This is a genomic window from Halorubrum sp. (assembly GCF_046498025.1).
Taxonomy (GTDB): domain Archaea; phylum Halobacteriota; class Halobacteria; order Halobacteriales; family Haloferacaceae; genus Halorubrum.
In genome coordinates this window covers 24958-41244 of sequence record NZ_JAWOBM010000062.1, presented here as the reverse complement: position 1 = coordinate 41244, position 16287 = coordinate 24958, and the positions used below count along the sequence as shown (strand labels likewise).

Sequence of the window (16287 nt, the reverse complement as noted above, 5' to 3'; positions counted from 1 at the left end):
AGGGCGAAGACGCCGGGATGGACCTCCCGTACGCCTGCCGGCAGGGTCAGTGTGTCTCCTGTGCAGGCCACATCACGAGCGGCGGCAACTCCGAGGACTACGTCCGCCACGACAACCAACAGATGCTCGACGACGGCGAACTCGACGAGGGCTACACGCTCACCTGTGTGGCCTACCCAATTTCCGACTTCACGATCGAGACCGGCGAAGCACCGTAACGCGGCGTTTCTCTTCGTAGCTGCCTGATTTTTGTGGGTTCGTGTGGTGTTTGAGGGTGCGTTTCAGAACGCTTAACAGCGATCGATCGGTACACATCCGCAAGGGCGCGTAGCTCAGTGGACAGAGTCCTTGGTTCCGGACCAAGATGTCGCGGGTTCAAATCCCGTCGCGCCCGTATCGTTCTAATCGCATGACTGCGTCGGGGTAGACGCCGTAATAGTGCGAGGCGCGTGCTTTCGTTCGATAGGTGATCGTCCGCTGGTCCATCGGTGGGGTTCGCGTACATCCAAACTGACGCAGGGAGAGAAAATCAATCGCCGATTGGCTCTTCCTCTTGGGTGATCCGAGAGAATACCCGAATTCTATCAAGATTCGACTATTGAATAGAGAGGGTGATTCTGTTATAATTTTCTTCTTCAGACAGGCTCTGTTGAAATACTCAATTTATGATATGTTCTTTGAGACGTGCTGAATATAGAGTACGTATCTGTTAGCCAGAGTTATTGGATGTCATTGAAACTACTAGATATGAGTGATGTGAATGCTGAAACTGACACAGAAACTGAACTCAGTCGCTGGGACTGGGTCAGTATTCTCATTGGCCTTGCTCTCCTCGTGTTGGGGCCGGCATCGTTCTTCGTCGAAGGAAGTCTGCTCGGGATACTGTTCACCTTTGGGGGTATGATCATCCTGTTTCGGTACGGTCGCTGGCTGGCAGTAGTCAAAAAGTGAGCTCTCTTCTGCAGACACAATACCATACGAAATAGCTGGTCACTGATACTGCGAATTGACCGTCGAGTATTCTGTTAATCTAAAATATTTTGAGTGAAAAATATTCAAATCACGAAGACAACGAGGTTAAATCGACACGACAGACATGCTTTGACTCGATCTTCTCGAATATCGCTCACTGGCATGGAAGAGCACAGGCCGTCTCAGCAACTACTATTCAGGTGGGGAGTCCTCTTCCACTTTCGGCAAATCACGGCGATTAGCGAGATAATAAAACAATACGATGAAGCCGGCGGTCGGCACGATGATCCCAAGTTCGTATTTAACAGGCTGTTTGAGACCGAGACGCTTCGCGTCGTATCGCACAAGTAGCGAGGCGGGTAGCTGTAGGAAGATAACGAGGACCAACAAAAAGACGACGAGGTCAGTCATTCGGCTTTATCTCCCCCGTCGCAAGACCGTGTGTTGAGACCTGGGAGCTTCATGACTGATCCACTTCTCGCCCCATATTAAATCAGGCACCAGTCTCCGGTCATAACAGAACATCTGACCTGCTAGGCACGTCCACTGTATCTCACACGGCATTTTAAACACTGTTAATCGATAACTGAGGGCCCATACTGAAGCACGAGACCGGGAAGAATTACGCCAACGAAGACGAGGACCCCAACCAACACGGGAAACGGGAGCGTAGTGAACGTGCTCAATCCGAAGAAGAGCGCCATAGCGGTGAACACGAAAACCGAAATCACCGCGTTCTCTTGGGAGAAGAGCGGCTCACTCCGTATGATGATGACCATTGAAACAGCGAGTAACACGAAAATCGCCGCCGCTGCAGCGTTGAACACCCGCATCGAATCGACTGCGAGCCCGTAATACAGCCCCACACCAGCGATCACGAATGCGATACCGAGAGCTGAAAGGCCAGCTAATACGATCGGTGACCGGCCGGTCTCGTCGTCGTTAGAGTTGGAGGGCATACACATCGGTTGTCGTCCGAGCGAATATACGCTTTGACCGCTGTGGCAGTTGTGTGGAGATATTCACCGCGTACCATGGCCTTCGGCTCTGTTGAGGTCTCATTCTTCAGATATACTCACCTGAAACGGCTGGCCGCTGAAGAGTGCGTACGTATACCCTTATACGAACTAACGTAGAGGGTTACGGTATGACGAACAATGGCCCAGAGACAGCACTACTGACGGGCCTTGGTCTTCTCTTGCTCATATATGGTGTAGCCCAATGGACGAATGTTTTCACGTACACTCCTCCTGCTATCGTTTACTTCATCGCAGGTGTTGTTCTCCTGCTGTGGGGTGTATCACTTAATCGACGCTCGTGACAGAACTCAGCTGTATTGAGCGATTCGGTCCTGTTGAAACCCCATTCTTCAGACATATTCTCGGTAGAAACAGCCGTTCGATGAGACCTGCCTATCGCTTACGGGCTTAGAAATCTAATACACGGAACTTCTTTCTCGTCACACAGCGACGATTCAGATATGGCCCCCCGTGAAACGGCGGTGAATAGTCGATGAGTTTGCTAACAGTATACAGCGGACTGCTCATCCGCATGGGTCTGTACCTGCTCATCTTCTGGCCTACTGTCGGGTACTATGTATACTCTAATTCTGAGAGGAAGGAATTATCGAATCCACGACTTCGAGGCCTTGTCTTGGGATTCTTGGGAATACTCGGGTTACTCATTCATTTGGGTCTTGTACAGCGGCGAACCTGACACTCACCAATCCTCGAAACCCCCGCTGCTGGTAATTCGCTATCTGCTTCACTGTACTGATCAGAATAGTAGGTGAATGTACCACCTGATCGGGATTTCGGTAGAGCCGGTCACCGATTACGGGCTCTCAAACGTACTCACTCTTTCGGGAGGAACAGCCGGTCGATGGCTAGCATACAGATGAAGAAGGCCATTACAAATACGATGATGACCCCGATCACTCCGGGAAGGCCTCTGAGTCCCACTGTGGGAACGAGTGACGCAGCAGCGCTCGCAAGTGCGAACGATACTACCAAGAAGCCGAGATTCTCGTTCCAAGTCGGTTCTCTGTTCATCATATTTTCGGCTTTGTTGGATCAACAGATTCCTCGGAGTACTCGGCGTGTTCCCCGCAGGTAGTCGCTATTCGCCAACGCTGTTGAGCGCGCTGTTCAGCTCGAAGAGCTCGCGGACGACATCACTGTCCGCGACCCGGTACCGACGCGGTGACGTGTCCGGAACCTCCTCGATGAGTTCGACCTCACACAAGAGGTCGGTGTAGTTCCCGACGGTCTGACGCGTTACGCCAGCGTGTTCTGCGAGTTCGGTTTTGTTGAACCCGCGGTTCGGCGGCAGATCGAGCAACGCGTCTACGAGAATCGGGACCGCGTCGTGTTGCGTGAGGTAGAGCCACCCGCTCGGGTGCTCTTTCCGGAGTTCCTTCTTTGCTCCGCGGTCGTCCGCTTGTTCCATACTACTTGTGTAGACAGAGTCCGCTTGTGTGTATAACTACTCCCACTAGCGTTAACAGCCAGTAACGGTGTTATTCGTCTTCGAGAGCGTCGTAGACGTTCCGATTCGAATTCCGGTCGTCCGCCGCGACCTGTCGAACCAGCTCCCGGCGGATGTCTTCCATCACGTCGTCGAGCGGTGAGGTCGTTTCTACACCTTCTTCGGTAGTCATGCCCGAACAAACGCTTCGAGCGCCGTTATTCGTTTGGGTCCGAAGAATCGCCGGTCGATAGACGATTGTCGGTATTCGGAGTCGCCGAGGGCATCTGCCGAAAGAATATAACCGAAGGTACCGTATCGGCTTGCATGGCTATCGTCAGCGACGACGACGTTCTCGGCGGCGAACCCCGAATTGGCGGGACGAGAGTCGGTGTTCGCCACGTCGCTGCCCGGGTGATCGACGGCGGTCAGTCACCCGCCCACGTCGCAGACCAGTTCGATCTCCCGCTTTCCGACGTGTACGAGGCACTTTCGTACTACTACGCGCACATCGAGGAGATGCGCGATCTCGAACGAGAGAACGAAGCGGCGTTCGATCGCGTTCGAGAGTCGTCGCTGAAGCCGAAAGAGACGGTTCAGTGACGACCGCTCGAATCCTTCTCGACGAACACGTCGGTCGCGTCTTCGAGCGACTGCTCCGGGAGCGCGGACACGAAGTCGAGCAGGCGAAAGATCGGTTCGGCGAGTACACGACTGACGACGCGCTGCTGCAGTGGTGTGCGGACAACAGTGTCGTGCTCGTGACGAACAACGCCAGCGACTTCGAATCACTGCACCGGGAACACGACCACGCAGGGATACTCCTCTACTACGAGCAGGCGCTTCCGGACACTGATCCCGAGGGGCTGGCCAGAACTGTTGACGAGGTCTTCAACCAGTACGGAACGGACGGCGTCGAGAACGAACTGGTCGATCTCGGCGAGTGGTACGAGTGGCTTCACGGGTAGCGCTTACTCCCGCCGCCGAGCGCCGATCTCAGACCCCCTAATTCGGCCGTCTCACGCCTGAAAGGTCAAGTCGTTCGACAGTCGAAGTAGCGCCCGTCGCGCCCGTATCGTTCTAATCGCATGACAGCGTCGGGGTAAATACCGGAATATCCCAAGACGCGTGCTTCCGCAGGCGGGACAGTCCATACAGCGAGTAACCCCTCTAGTAATAAGGGGACTGTGATACGCCGGCATCTCACACGCTCAGCGCACCAATTATATCAGCGTGTGATCAGCCCGTCGCACGGGACGTTACGTGCGCTCTACCGAGCGATTCGATCATCCACCGTGACCCGCCGAACCAATTCCTGTCGGGTGTCTTCTATCACGTCGTCAAGCGGAGAGCCCGTTTCCGCCCTTCGGTGACCATGTGGTCTTGTGCCAGTGTTCGTGATAGACGATCGTACCGCACCCAAAAAACAAACGTGATTGTTTTACAAACACTCTATTTTACAAATTCGCCCCGAAACCGGTCGATAGCGCAAGTAATCGATGAAATAGACAATAACACTTTATTTGTGGCGTCTGAACGTTCGGTAATGGTCGACGCAGCGGACGGCGGATCGCCGGACGTCCTCGAGAACAAGCGGAGCGCGACGCGCTATCAGGTGCTCGTCGAGATCGCCGACCGACAGCCGGCCGTGAGCCAGGGCGAGATCGCGGACACGATCGGCGTGACCTCGCAGGCGGTCAGCGACTACGTCCGCGATCTGGTCGAGTCGGGCTATGTCGAGAAAGGCGGTCGCGGCCGGTACGAGGTGACGAAGGAGGGCGTCGACTGGCTCATCTCCCGGACGGACGACCTCGAGACGTACCTCGAACGGGTGAACTCAGACGTGCTGGGGAGCGTCGAGGTCGACGCCGCGATCGCGCTCGCCGACGTGGCGGAGGGAAGGGAGGTCGGGTTGGTGATGCGAGACGGCGTCCTCCACGCCAACCCCGCGGGCGGGACCGCGACCGCAGTCACCGTCACGAGCGGCAAAAAGGGCGCGGCCGTCGGCGTCGCCGACTTCGAGGGCGTCGTCGACTACGACACCGGGACCGTCTCGGTGCTGCCCGTCCCGACCGTCACCGACGGCGACCCGCCGGACCCGACCGTGGTCACGAGTCACGTCCCGGACGACGGCCTCGTTGCGGTGGCCGGGACGGAGGCGTACGCGGTCGTCTCTCAGAGCGACGTGGCCCCGGACCTCCGGTTCGGCACCGCCGAGGGCGTCGCCGAGGCGGGGACGCTCGGCCTCGACGTGCTCTTGGTCGCGGTGACCGATCTGATTCCCCGACACACCTCCAAACTCCGCGATAAGAACGTGCCCCACCGGGTGCTCGACTCGGACGCGTTCTAGCGGGTCCCGCGGAAGGCACCCGCGAAGGCGGGCCGCTCCGACAGCGAAGACCTGTACTCACGCGGCCTCTCCGGGGATGTATCAATCCCCTATTACAATACACCGTCTGAAAATCGATCTCCGGTGTTAGCACGGAAGACTCTTGTCTCTGTGCAAATGGTTCGCACCCGCGATGTCGAACGACGACCGCACGACGACCGAGGAACCGCCGATCGGAACGTCCACCCGGGTCCCACCGGCCGAGGCGGCCGAAGAACCGGACGCGGCGCCGATCGCGACCGAAACGCGGGCGCCGTGACGGCGGCCTCCCCGCGCGACGCGAGCGCCGTCTCGATTTTTCGTCGACCGAGGACCGCCTCGGAGCGCGCCGATCACTCTTCGACGTCGACGCCGGTGACCTCGAAGCGAGCGCCGCCGTCGGCGCTCTCGGTGACGCTCACCTCCCAGCCGTGAGCGGCGGCCACCTCGCGGACGATGTTGAGCCCGAAGCCGGTGCCCGCGCTGGCGGTTGTATAGCCCACCTCGAAGACGCGGTCGCGTGCCGCCTCGGGGATCCCCGGCCCGTCGTCGGCCACGTAGAATCCGGTCGGGAAGACCTCGGCGCGCGTCGCGGTGTACATCGGACTGCTGACGCCGATCGTGACGGTGACGTCGTCGCCGCCGTGGGCGACCGCGTTGCCGATCAGGTTCTCGAGGAGCTGTTTCAGCCGGCTCGGGTCGGCCAGTACGCGCCCGTCGCCCTCCACGAGCAGCGTCGCGTCGCCGGTCGCGACGGTCGTCCAGCACTCCTCGGCGGTCTCGCGGAGGCCGACGAGCGTTAGCTCGCGCGGCTTCTCCCCCTGCTTGGCGAGGGTGAGCAGGTCCGCGATGAGTTCGAGGGTGCGGTCCACCGCGGTGGCCGCCACGTCGAGGTGCCCGCCCCCGGGGTCGTCCCGGGCCATGTCCAACCGCCCCTGCGCGACGTTGAGCGGACTTCGGAGGTCGTGTGACACCCCGCTCACGAACCGGTCGACCCGGTCGTGCTGGCGGTCCGCCTCGGCCGCGGCCCGCCTGGCGGCGACCGCGTTTCCGATCCGGTTCGCGAGGAGTCGCGACGCGAGTTCGTCCTCGCGACACCGGACGACGTCGGTGACGCCAGCCGCGAGCGCATCCGCGGCGAGCGCGGATGGGTCCGCGACGCGGTCCGCATCGATCGCGAGCAGACGGGGGATCGCGTCTCGGCCGTCTGCGGCGTCGACGCCGAAGCACCCGTCGACGCCGTCTGCCGTGTCCGACGCGTCAGCGGCGTCTCCGGCGCCGGTGCCATCGACGAGCACGTCGATCGCGTCGCCGTCTGCGAACGCTGCCGTGACGACGACGCAGTCGAACCGGTCGGTCGAGAGCAGCGCCGTCGCGGCGTCGCGATCCGTGGCGGGCTCGACCGCGAACCGGTCGTCCCGGCGTTCGAGCGACGTCGCCGTGGGCACCGACGAGGTCGCGTCGGCGGCGTCCGCCGCGAGGAGGACGCGGATCGGATCTGTCGATGGGTCCATGAGGACGCGTTGCCGAACGGAGAGCCGCACCGATGATAAAGATTCGTGCGGGGGACGGACGCGAGAGCGGCGCCCGCCGCGAGGACGACGGGGAGTAATGACGCCGGCGCCCGAGGGGGGACACGAATGTCGTTCGACCCCGAACGCGTCCAGACGGTGACGTTCGACTCGTACAGCACCCTCGTCGACGTCGAGGCGGCCGAGGCCGCGTTGGCCGACCGCGTGGCGGACCCCGAGCCGGTGTCGCGGCTCTGGCGGTCGCGGTCGCTGGCCTACACGTTCGTCGCGAACGCGATCGACGCCTACCAGCCGTTCTACGAGATGAACCGTGACGCGCTGACCTACGCCTTGGCGGCGCACGGCGTCGATCTGTCGGCGGCGGAGCGCGACGAGATCCTCACGGTGTACCACGAGCTGGAGGTGTTCGACGACGTCCGGTCCGGAATCGAGCGCCTTCAGGAGGGCGGGTACGAGACGTACGTGCTCTCGAACGGGAACCCCGAGATGCTCGAGTCGATGGTGACGCACGCCGACATCGGCGACCTCGTCGCCGACGCGATAAGCGCCGACGAGGTGGAGACGTTCAAGCCGGCCGCGGCGCTGTACCGCCACGGCGCCGCCCGGACGGGGACGCCGATCGACGAGATCGTCCACGTCACCGCCGGCTGGTTCGACGTGATGGGGGCCGCACACGCGGGGATGCAGGCGGTCCGCGTCGACCGGAAGGGGACCCCCTGGGAGCCGTTCGACGGCGAACCGGACCGCACGGTCGAGTCGATCCACGAGCTGGCGGACGCGCTGGGCGTCTGAGCCGCTCGCCCGAGGGTGCGAGCGCTCGCGACGCGTCGAGGCGCACGTCGGTGCCGAGCCTCACGCCGGCGACGACCGGTCGTCGACCGCGACGTCGAGCGGGTCCTCGATCTCGCCGACGACGGCTTCGAGCGCGTCCGTCGCCGTGATCAGTCCCGCGGCGCGACCGTCGTCGACGACGAGCGCGAGCTCCTGGTTGTCGTCCTGAAACCGGTCGACGGCCTCGCTGACGTGCACGTCGGCCCCGAGCGTCATCGGCGGGGCGGCCAGGTCCTCGAACGTGGCCGTTCCGTCCTGGAGCGCGTCGATCCTGTCGACGACGGACGGGACGTAGACGATCCCGAGGAAGTCGTCCGGGTCCGCCAGATCGTCGGCGACCAGCGGGAACCGCGTGTGCGGGCTGCCCCCGATCCGGTCGAGGTTCTCCGCGACGCTCTCGGTCGTCGTGAGGGAGACGATCTCCTCGCGGGGCGTCATGGCCTCGTCGACCGTGATCTCGCCGATCGTGAGGGCGTTGAGGACCTCCTCGCGGCGCTCGTCGGAGAGGTCGCTGCGGGAGAGGAGCGAGCCGAGCCGGTTCCGCAGGTCCGCGCGCGACTCGACGCGGTCGGTCTCGGCCTCGAGCCAGGCCCCGGTCATCTCGATCCCGAAGCGGCGGAGCGTCCACTTGGCGACCGCGTCGCCGATGACGATGACGGGATACAGCAGCTTCGCGAACCAGTAGAGCGGGGTCGCGCCGTACCGAGCGACGAACTTCGTGCGCTCGACGCCGAGGTACGTCGGCGTCTGCTCGCCGTGGGTCAGGTGGAGCAGGTTGATGATCACGAACCCGAGGATCGCGCCGGCCCCGATCGACGCGAGCACCGTGTTCGCGAACACCGGCTCGATGAGGGACGCGAGCGCCGGCTCGGCGACGATTCCGACCGCGATGCTCGTCGCCGAGATCCCCACCTGACAGCTCGTGAGGTAGATCTCCAGGTCCTGCGTCATCTTCCACGCCCGCCGGAGCCCCGGCGCGTCGAACTCCGACTCCGGGTACTGCCGGACGCGAGTCAGGGCGAACTCGATCGCGACGAAGAACCCGTTCGCCAGGATGAGCAGTATCCCGGCGGTCAGGCGGAGGGCGACTTCGATGCCGTTCATGCGAGAGCGTTGGCCCCGTGGGACTCAAATAGGTGGCCACGATGCCCGGACGGTCGGAGCGGGGTGGCGTCGTTTTTAAACGGATCGCGACGGCGAGAAATGGGCTCGGGAATTGCTCGCCGCAGGAGATGGGCTCGGGCGGGTTCGAACTCGATGGCGAGACTCGCTACGCTCGTCTCGCGTAGTTCGAACCGCCCCTCAAACACGCACGTCGCTGTCGCTCGCGAACTGCTCGCCGCAGGAGATGGGCTCGGGCGGGTTCGAACCGAAATCGGACGTGCTCGCTCACTGCGTTCGCTGCGCGCGACCGATAGGGCCCGAACCCGCGTCCACGCCTGCGGCTCGCGAACTGCTCGCCGCAGGAGATGGGCTCGGGCGGGTTCGAACCGCCGATCTCAGCCTTGTAAAGGCCGCGTCATAACCAGCTAGACCACGAGCCCTCACCCGTTCGAACCCGCCGGGAGCGGAAAACGGTTTCTTTCTCCGGCGCGAGGAACGACCGTGAACCGCCGTCTCCTCGGGGTCGCCGCGGGTCTCGCGCTGCTGGGTCTCGTCGCCGTCGCCGCCGTCGCAACGAATCCCGCCCTCCTGATCACCGGCTACGAGACGACGACCGTCAAGGCCGTCGACGGCGAGACCGGCGAGTCGCTCGCGACCGTCGAGGTCCGCGTCGCAGACGGATTTATAAAGCGATACGTCGGGCTCTCGGCGACGGACGAGCTCGACGAGGGCGAGGGGATGCTGTTCGTCCACGAGGACGCGGAGGAGCGCGCCTACGTGATGCGGGACATGGCGTTCGGGCTGGACATCGTGTTCGTCGCCCCGGACGGGACGGTCACCGCGATCCACGAGGCGGAGACGGAGTCGGAGCCCCTCACGCGGTACCGCGGCACCGGCCGGTACGTCCTCGAAGTTCCCCGGGGGTGGAGCGAGCGAAACGGCCTCGAGCCGGGCGACCGCATCGTCGTCGACCGCGAGTGAGCGGCGTCCGGGCGCCCTGCGTCCGGCCGGGCGCACGTGACCCCGACGCGCCGTTCTCCTCCGCGACCGACGAAACCGATATCCGCCTCGCAGTCGTCGGCTCGGGTATGACCGGGCTCCCCGCACGGGTCGCGTGGAATCTCCGCCACCGCTGGCGGCGAGTGTTCGCCCTCCTCGTCGTGGGCGGGAGCGTCGTCGCCCCGCTCGTCACCGGGATCTGGTGGACCCTCCCGCTGGTCTTGTTCTTCGGACTGTTCGTCGTCCTCCCCGTGCTCCACACACTGACGCGACCGGTCCCCGAACCGGACGACGGAGACGAAGAGCGCGAGGCAGACCCCGCGCTCCACGCCCTCCGGGAGCGCTACGCGCGCGACGAGATCGACGAGCGGGAGTTCGAGCGGAAGCTCGACCGCCTGCTGGAGACCGAAGACGCCGAGACCGTCGATCGGGCGGGCGACGACGTCGGCGACCGGGTCCGCGAGGGGATCCGGCGCGAGATCGAACGGATCCGGGAGTGATCGGAGTGACCCACGAAGTGGAGCTCGGGGCGGTCTCCGGGTGATCCCGAGCGTCCTGACGTATCCGGTCCGAGGGTCGCCGCGCCTCGACGCGCTCGTTGTGGGCGGCGCGCTCCACCTGCTCGCCGTCTGGCTCCCCATCGCTCCGCTCGTCGCGGTCGCGGGCTATCTCGCCCGAGTGCTCGTCGCGACCGCGACCGCGGAGCCGCACGAGACCGCCGAGCGACCCGGCTGGCGACCGCTCGGCCCCCTGCTCCGGGACGGACTCAGACTGTCCGCGACGACCGTCGGGTACCTGGCGGTCCCGGTCGTCCTCCTGACGGTGACGCTCGGCGGACCGCTGGAGGAGATCGATCCGACCGGCGCGACCGGCGGGCTGTTTTTCATCGTCGGCACGACCGTCTCGACGCTGCTGGCGTTCGCGCTCTGTTACCCGCTCCCTGCCGCGCTCGTCGCCGTCGCCCGCGAGCGCTCGCTCCGCGCGGCGGTCGACGCGACGCTGGTCGGCGCGGCGACCCGCGACGCCGGCTACCTCGTCGCGGTGCTCCTCGCGGCCGGCGGGCTCGGGGTGACGTTCGCGGCGTACGACGCGCTCAACGCCGTCGCTCTGGGGTTCTTCGTCGGCTTCTACGCGGAGGTCGTCGCCGCGGCCGCGGTGGGGACCGCGACCGGCCGAGCGTGGGAGCGGCGGGGGCTCTGAGGAGCGCTACACTCGCGTCTCGTTCAGCTTGGCGGCGTCGAGCGAGCGGCTGTGGAGCGCGTCTCCGGACTCCCCGTCGAACACGTGGATCGCGTTCTCCGGGACGCGGACGACCACGTCAGCGCCGCTCTCGATCTGTCGGAGTCCGTCGACCGTCGCCACCAGCTCCGGTCCGTCCGCCAGCGTGAGGTGGACGACGTTCTCGTCGCCCATCGGCTCGACGACGTCGACCGTGGCGGCGTAGGCGTGCTCGCCCGCAGCCTCCGGGCCGCCGTCTCCGTCGCCGACGCTCGCCTCGACGACGATGTCCTCGGGCCGGATCCCGAGCGTCGCGGTCGCGCTGTCGGCGACCGCGGACGCGCCCTCGTCGGCGAGCGGGTAGCGGAACGCGCCGTCGACGAGCGCGTCGCCGTCGACCGTGCATTCGACGAAGTTCATCGACGGGTCTCCGATGAAGCCGGCGACGAACCGGTTCGCCGGGCGGTGGTACGCCTCCAGCGGGGTCGCCACCTGCTGGAGCTCCCCGGCGTCGAGGATGGCGATCCGGTCGCCCATCGTCATCGCCTCCGTCTGGTCGTGGGTGACGTAGACGGTGGTGGTGTCCAGGTCGGCCTGGAGCTGCTGGAGCTCCGTGCGCATCTGCGAGCGGAGCTTGGCGTCGAGGTTACTGAGCGGCTCGTCCATTAAGAACGCCTTCGGCTCGCGCACGATGGCGCGGCCGAGCGCGACGCGCTGTCGCTGCCCGCCCGAGAGCGCCCCGGGCTTGCGGTCGAGTAACTCGGTGATGTCGAGCAGTGCGGCCGTTTTCTCGACGCGTTCGTCCATCACGTCCTCGTCGAGGTCGGTCGACTCCTCCAGTCCGAACCGCATGTTCTGCCGGACGGTCATGTGCGGGTAGAGCGCGTAGCTCTGGAACACCATCGCGATGTCCCGCTCGGCGGGCGCCTGCTCGTTCATCCGCTCGCCCGCGAGCCTGATCTCCCCGTCAGTGATCGATTCGAGCCCGGCGATCATCCGGAGGGTCGTGGACTTTCCGCAGCCGGAGGGGCCGACGAGGACGAGGAATTCCCCGTCCGCGATGTCGACGTTCACGTCGTCTACGGCGAGGATGGAGCCGTCCCCCTCGCCGAACCGTTTCGTCACCGAGTCGAGTTCGAGTTGTGCCATTATGAGTCACCTGCGACGCCTTTCGCGAACTGTTCTCCGAAGAGGACGTACACGACGAGCGTCGGTAACGCCGCGACGAACGCCCCCGCCATCTGGAGGTTGAACTGCTGGACGAACGACCCTTTGAGCTGGTTCAACGCGACCGTCACGACCTGGTTGGACGGGTCGCTGACAAGGACGATGGCGAACAGGAGGTCGTTCCAGATCTGCGTGAACTGGTAGATGAGCGTCACCGCGAAGATCGGCACCGACAGCGGCAGCACGATGCGGCGGTAGATCGTCGCCGCCGAGGCGCCGTCCAGTCGCGCCGCCTCCAGCATCTCGCCGTCGATCGTCGCGTAGTACGACCGGAAGAGGACGGTGCAGATTGGGATCCCGTACGCGACGTGCGTGATGCTCAGGTTGATCAGCCCCTCGTAGTCGTCGACGCCGCCGAGCGGGATCCGGCCGGCGAGGTCGACGAACGACCAGAACTGCGTCAGCGGCACCAGCACCGCCTGGTACGGGATGAACACGCCGGCGACGAAAAGCATCAGGACGCCGACCTGCCCGCGCCAGCTGAGGTTCGTCAGACCGTAGGCCGCGAGCGACCCGAACAGGGCCGACAGCACCGTCGCCGGCACCGCCATCATCGCGCTGTTCAACAGCCCGGTCGAGAGCCGCTCGAACGCCAGCCCCCACGCGGAGAGGGTGAACTCCCCGATCGGCGGGAGCGCGAACGGCGTCGTCGTCCGGAACCCCTGCGGCGTCTTGAACGCCGTCGTCAGGCCGGACTCGAGCGGCGCGAGGTAGAACGCGACCATCGCCAGCAGCACCGCGTACAACGCGACCCGGGAGCGGCCGAACCCCGCGGCCCTCCCGCGGAGCCGGTCGGCGGCGCTCACAGCTCACCCCGGCGGTACTGGACGAAGAGGTACGGACCGATCACGCCGAGCGCCATGGCGAACAGCACCATCGCGACGGCGGAGCCGTACGCCCACTGGATCCTGTCGAAGGCGACCCGGTACATCATCACCGAGAGGATGTCCGCGGACCGGCCGGGGTTGACGCCGAACAGCACGAACAGGAAGTCGAACGCCTTCAGCGCGAACACGACGAGGACGACCGCCGCCGACATCGTCGAGGCCCGGAGCTGCGGGATGATCACGCGCCAGTAGAGCCGGAGCGTCGAGGCGCCGTCGATGCGTGCCGCCTCGTACTGTGCGTTCGGGATCGCGCGGAGCCCGGCGAGGTAGACGACCATGCAGTAGCCGGAGAACTGCCACATCAGCGCGAAGATGATCGCCGCCAGTTTGAACCGCGGGTCCGAGATCCACGCCTGTGTGAACGCGTCGAGGCCGACACCCCGGAGCGCCACGTTGATCAGCCCGGTGCTCGGGTTGTACACCCACGACCAGAAGATCGCGGTGACGACGAACGAGAGGCTCATCGGCAGCAGGTAGATCGTCCGGAACGTGTTCTCGGCCCGGATGTCCTGGTCGACGAGGATCGCGAGGAGCAGCCCGACGATCAGAGAGAGGATCGTGAACACGAACAGCAGCACGAGGGTGTTCCGGAACGCGGCGTGGAACGACCCGTCCGTGAGCAGTTGGACGTACATGTCGACCGACAGCGACGAGTAGTCGGGGGAGCCGAGCCCCTCCCATCCCGTCAGCGAGATAACAAAGTTCCACCCGATAGCGCCGTACACGAAGAACAACACGAGCAGTCCCGGCGGTCCCCAGAACGGGATCGACTCGAGGAACCGGTTCCGTCGGAGGCGGGTGAGAAGGGACGCGTCTGTCGCGCTCGCCGACGACGCGGCGTCGCCGTCGGCCTCGACGACGGCCCCTCCGTCGGTCCGCACCTGCGGCTCGCGGTCCGTCGCGTCCGTCGTGGCCGTCTCGTCGGAACCCGTCGTCGCTTCCCCGTCGGTGGTCCGCGTCAGCGCGTCGAAAATCCGCGAAGTCATCGCGGTCAGAAGGCGTCGCGGATGCTCTCGTACGCCGCGTCGACGTCGAGGTCGCCGTTGAAGTTGGAGAACGCCTCGTCGAGCGAGGAGTGGATACCCGGCGCGACCGCCGTGCCGTGGGCGATGGTTGGCGGCTGCTCGTCAGACTCCTGGAAGTCCTCGAACTGTCGGGTGAGGAAGTCGCCGAACTCGTCCATCGGCACGTCTGTCCGCGGCGGGATCGACCCCTTGATCGGGTTGAACCGCTCCTGTGCGTCGACGGTGCCCGCGTAGTTGAGGAACTGCTCGGTCGCCTCGGGCGAGGGGTTGTTCGTCGGGTAGACGAACGAGTCGATGACCGAGTGGTACACCCCTTCGGTCCCCGGGAACGGCACCATGTCCCAGTCGTCACCGAACTCGAAGTCGTCGGCTCCGCCGTACTGTCCGGCCGCCCAATCGCCCTGGTGGAGGAACGCGGCGTCGCCGGCGATCAGGTCGTCGTTCCCCTGGTCCCAGCTGATCGAGCCGGCGTCCTCGGGGATGTACTCCAGGTAGTCGGCGAGCAGTTCCAGGGCGGAGCGGATCTCGTCTTCCAGTCCGGAGGCGTCGCCGCCGATGAGGGTCTGGTAGTCGTCGACGCCCTGCTGACCGATGAAGACGTTCTCCCACAGCTGGAGGGACGACCACGGCGTCTGCGTCTGGTGGACGAGCGGCGTCGCGTCCGTCTCCGCGTCGACCGTCTCCAAGGCGTCAAGCAGCCCCGCCGGGTCCTCGATGTCGCTCGGGTCGATTCCCGCCTCCTCGACGACGGAGACGTTGTAAAACAGGTTGTTCAGCCGGTGGATGTTGATCGGGACCGCCACGAGGTTTCCGCCGGGCTGGGCGAGCTCGCGGATGCCGTCCTGGTAGGCGTCGCTCATCTCGTCGTCCCACACGGAGTCGCCGATGTCCTCTAAGAGGCCCTCGTCCGTGTACGGCGTAAGCGCCTGTCCGGGCCAGATCTGGAAGGTACTCGGCGGGTCCCCGTCGATCACGCGGTTCTGGATCACGGTGTCGATCGCGGACCCCGCACCCCCCGGGGCGGGGTTGTCGGTGATCTCGACGTCCGGATGCTCCTCGCGGAAGCCGTCGAGGAGCGCGTTGTACGCCTCCTCTTCGCCGCCCGCGGTCCACCAGTGGACGATCTCGAGCTCGCTCCCGCCGTCAGAACCGTCGTCGCCGTCGCTCCCGTCGTCACCGTCGCTCCCGTCGTCACCGTCGCTCCCGTCGTCACCGTCGCCGCCGCCGGAACAGCCGGCGATTCCCACGGTCGCGAGGGTCCCGGCTCCGGCCACGTAGTGGCGACGGGTGAGTCGGTCGTCGTCGTCGGATCGACTGTCGTGTGACATGTACATTAGTGATGTTCGCTCCCCAGTACTTAATCATTGATGTTCATTTACTCAAAACATTATAAAAAAACAGGCGACGAAGCACGGCAGCGCAGACTCTCTCTCCGCCGGAGAATACGTTGAGATAACGGAAAAGGATATAACATGATCTCGGACGAACGGCGGTGGGAGATGTGGTACATAATCGATACTTCGGGCGCCGTAGCGGATCCGCTCGCGGACGTCCCGCAGGGGTGTCCACGGCGGATCGGTCGAGCACCCGGGGTCCGCTCCCGCTCTCGATGTCGAAGCGAGCTCGTCGGCTCGGCGCACCGACCGACCGATTCTTGA

At 64.4% G+C, this 16287-nt stretch carries 20 protein-coding genes and 2 tRNA genes; 11 read left to right on the top strand and 11 right to left on the bottom strand.

Features of this window, described 5'->3' with window-relative positions; all coding sequences use genetic code 11:
- From R6U01_RS11945 to R6U01_RS11935, 3 genes are all read left to right on the top strand, one after another.
- Positions 1-218 (top strand): 2Fe-2S iron-sulfur cluster-binding protein (locus R6U01_RS11945; protein WP_410286677.1); only part of this gene is annotated, 218 nt, incomplete at its 5' end.
- Between the two features lie 103 nt (positions 219-321).
- Positions 322-394: transfer RNA gene (locus R6U01_RS11940), tRNA-Arg, on the top strand.
- Positions 395-747: 353 nt separating this feature from the next.
- The gene (locus R6U01_RS11935) at positions 748-951 is read left to right on the top strand and encodes a hypothetical protein (RefSeq protein ID WP_410286676.1); all 204 of its coding nucleotides are present in this window, start codon (positions 748-750) and stop codon (positions 949-951) included.
- A gap of 213 nt (positions 952-1164) precedes the next feature.
- On the opposite strand, the gene R6U01_RS11930 is transcribed toward R6U01_RS11935, so the two are convergent.
- The 4 genes from R6U01_RS11930 to R6U01_RS11915 all read right to left on the bottom strand — a co-directional run bounded on the left by R6U01_RS11930 (position 1165) and on the right by R6U01_RS11915 (position 3631).
- Positions 1165-1383 (bottom strand): hypothetical protein, encoded by a 219-nt coding sequence (locus tag R6U01_RS11930; protein ID WP_410286675.1) that lies wholly within the window; start codon positions 1381-1383, stop codon positions 1165-1167.
- Positions 1384-1547: 164 nt separating this feature from the next.
- Complete coding sequence (locus tag R6U01_RS11925) at positions 1548-1931, bottom strand: hypothetical protein (RefSeq protein ID WP_410286674.1); 384 nt, start codon at positions 1929-1931, stop codon at positions 1548-1550.
- 1159 nt (positions 1932-3090) lie between these two features.
- Positions 3091-3420, bottom strand: a complete 330-nt coding sequence (locus tag R6U01_RS11920) for a hypothetical protein (protein WP_410286673.1) — start codon at positions 3418-3420, stop codon at positions 3091-3093.
- 70 nt (positions 3421-3490) lie between these two features.
- Positions 3491-3631 carry a hypothetical protein gene (locus R6U01_RS11915; protein ID WP_410286672.1) on the bottom strand — a complete coding sequence of 47 codons (141 nt, stop codon included), beginning with the start codon at positions 3629-3631 and terminating at the stop codon, positions 3491-3493.
- 134 nt (positions 3632-3765) lie between these two features.
- Between R6U01_RS11915 and R6U01_RS11910 the strand changes: the two genes are divergently transcribed.
- The 4 genes from R6U01_RS11910 to R6U01_RS11895 all read left to right on the top strand — a co-directional run bounded on the left by R6U01_RS11910 (position 3766) and on the right by R6U01_RS11895 (position 6086).
- On the top strand, positions 3766-4041 hold the full coding sequence (locus R6U01_RS11910; protein WP_410286671.1) for a DUF433 domain-containing protein: 276 nt from the start codon (positions 3766-3768) through the stop codon (positions 4039-4041).
- Positions 4038-4406, top strand: a complete 369-nt coding sequence (locus R6U01_RS11905; RefSeq protein ID WP_410286670.1) for a DUF5615 family PIN-like protein — start codon at positions 4038-4040, stop codon at positions 4404-4406. The genes R6U01_RS11910 and R6U01_RS11905 overlap by 4 nt, the downstream gene beginning before the upstream one ends.
- 578 nt (positions 4407-4984) lie before the next feature.
- Positions 4985-5788, top strand: coding sequence for a MarR family transcriptional regulator (locus R6U01_RS11900; protein ID WP_410286669.1), 804 nt, complete (start codon positions 4985-4987; stop codon positions 5786-5788).
- A 172-nt stretch (positions 5789-5960) separates the two neighbouring features.
- Positions 5961-6086 (top strand): hypothetical protein, encoded by a 126-nt coding sequence (locus R6U01_RS11895; RefSeq protein ID WP_410286668.1) that lies wholly within the window; start codon positions 5961-5963, stop codon positions 6084-6086.
- A gap of 73 nt (positions 6087-6159) precedes the next feature.
- Here the strand turns inward: R6U01_RS11895 and R6U01_RS11890 are convergent, their stop codons facing one another.
- A complete protein-coding gene (locus R6U01_RS11890; protein ID WP_410286667.1) occupies positions 6160-7320 on the bottom strand; it encodes a sensor histidine kinase in 1161 nt (386 codons plus the stop codon).
- Positions 7321-7446: 126 nt separating this feature from the next.
- Between R6U01_RS11890 and R6U01_RS11885 the strand changes: the two genes are divergently transcribed.
- Positions 7447-8130 carry a haloacid dehalogenase type II gene (locus R6U01_RS11885; RefSeq protein ID WP_410286666.1) on the top strand — a complete coding sequence of 228 codons (684 nt, stop codon included), beginning with the start codon at positions 7447-7449 and terminating at the stop codon, positions 8128-8130.
- A gap of 60 nt (positions 8131-8190) precedes the next feature.
- On the opposite strand, the gene R6U01_RS11880 is transcribed toward R6U01_RS11885, so the two are convergent.
- Positions 8191-9273 carry a CNNM domain-containing protein gene (locus R6U01_RS11880; RefSeq protein ID WP_410286665.1) on the bottom strand — a complete coding sequence of 361 codons (1083 nt, stop codon included), beginning with the start codon at positions 9271-9273 and terminating at the stop codon, positions 8191-8193.
- A gap of 366 nt (positions 9274-9639) precedes the next feature.
- A tRNA-Val gene (locus R6U01_RS11875) sits at positions 9640-9713 on the bottom strand.
- A gap of 61 nt (positions 9714-9774) precedes the next feature.
- Here R6U01_RS11875 and R6U01_RS11870 point away from each other — a divergent pair.
- The 3 genes from R6U01_RS11870 (at position 9775) to R6U01_RS11860 (ending at position 11472) form a co-directional block, all read left to right on the top strand.
- On the top strand, positions 9775-10254 hold the full coding sequence (locus tag R6U01_RS11870) for a DUF192 domain-containing protein (RefSeq protein ID WP_410286664.1): 480 nt from the start codon (positions 9775-9777) through the stop codon (positions 10252-10254).
- A 107-nt stretch (positions 10255-10361) separates the two neighbouring features.
- Positions 10362-10772, top strand: a complete 411-nt coding sequence (locus R6U01_RS11865) for an SHOCT domain-containing protein (RefSeq protein WP_410286663.1) — start codon at positions 10362-10364, stop codon at positions 10770-10772.
- Between the two features lie 40 nt (positions 10773-10812).
- A complete protein-coding gene (locus R6U01_RS11860; RefSeq protein WP_410286662.1) occupies positions 10813-11472 on the top strand; it encodes a DUF4013 domain-containing protein in 660 nt (219 codons plus the stop codon).
- Positions 11473-11478: 6 nt separating this feature from the next.
- On the opposite strand, the gene R6U01_RS11855 is transcribed toward R6U01_RS11860, so the two are convergent.
- From R6U01_RS11855 to R6U01_RS11840, 4 genes are read right to left on the bottom strand one after another with little or no spacing between them, the layout of a single operon-like run.
- Positions 11479-12639: an ABC transporter ATP-binding protein gene (locus R6U01_RS11855; RefSeq protein ID WP_410286661.1), complete on the bottom strand. Its 1161-nt coding sequence runs from the start codon at positions 12637-12639 to the stop codon at positions 11479-11481.
- The gene (locus tag R6U01_RS11850) at positions 12639-13523 is read right to left on the bottom strand and encodes a carbohydrate ABC transporter permease (protein WP_410286660.1); all 885 of its coding nucleotides are present in this window, start codon (positions 13521-13523) and stop codon (positions 12639-12641) included. Before R6U01_RS11850 ends, R6U01_RS11855 begins: the two co-directional genes overlap by 1 nt.
- Positions 13520-14590: a carbohydrate ABC transporter permease gene (locus tag R6U01_RS11845; RefSeq protein WP_410286659.1), complete on the bottom strand. Its 1071-nt coding sequence runs from the start codon at positions 14588-14590 to the stop codon at positions 13520-13522. Before R6U01_RS11845 ends, R6U01_RS11850 begins: the two co-directional genes overlap by 4 nt.
- 5 nt (positions 14591-14595) lie before the next feature.
- Positions 14596-15957, bottom strand: coding sequence for an ABC transporter substrate-binding protein (locus R6U01_RS11840; RefSeq protein ID WP_410286658.1), 1362 nt, complete (start codon positions 15955-15957; stop codon positions 14596-14598).
- Positions 15958-16287 lie beyond the last annotated feature (330 nt).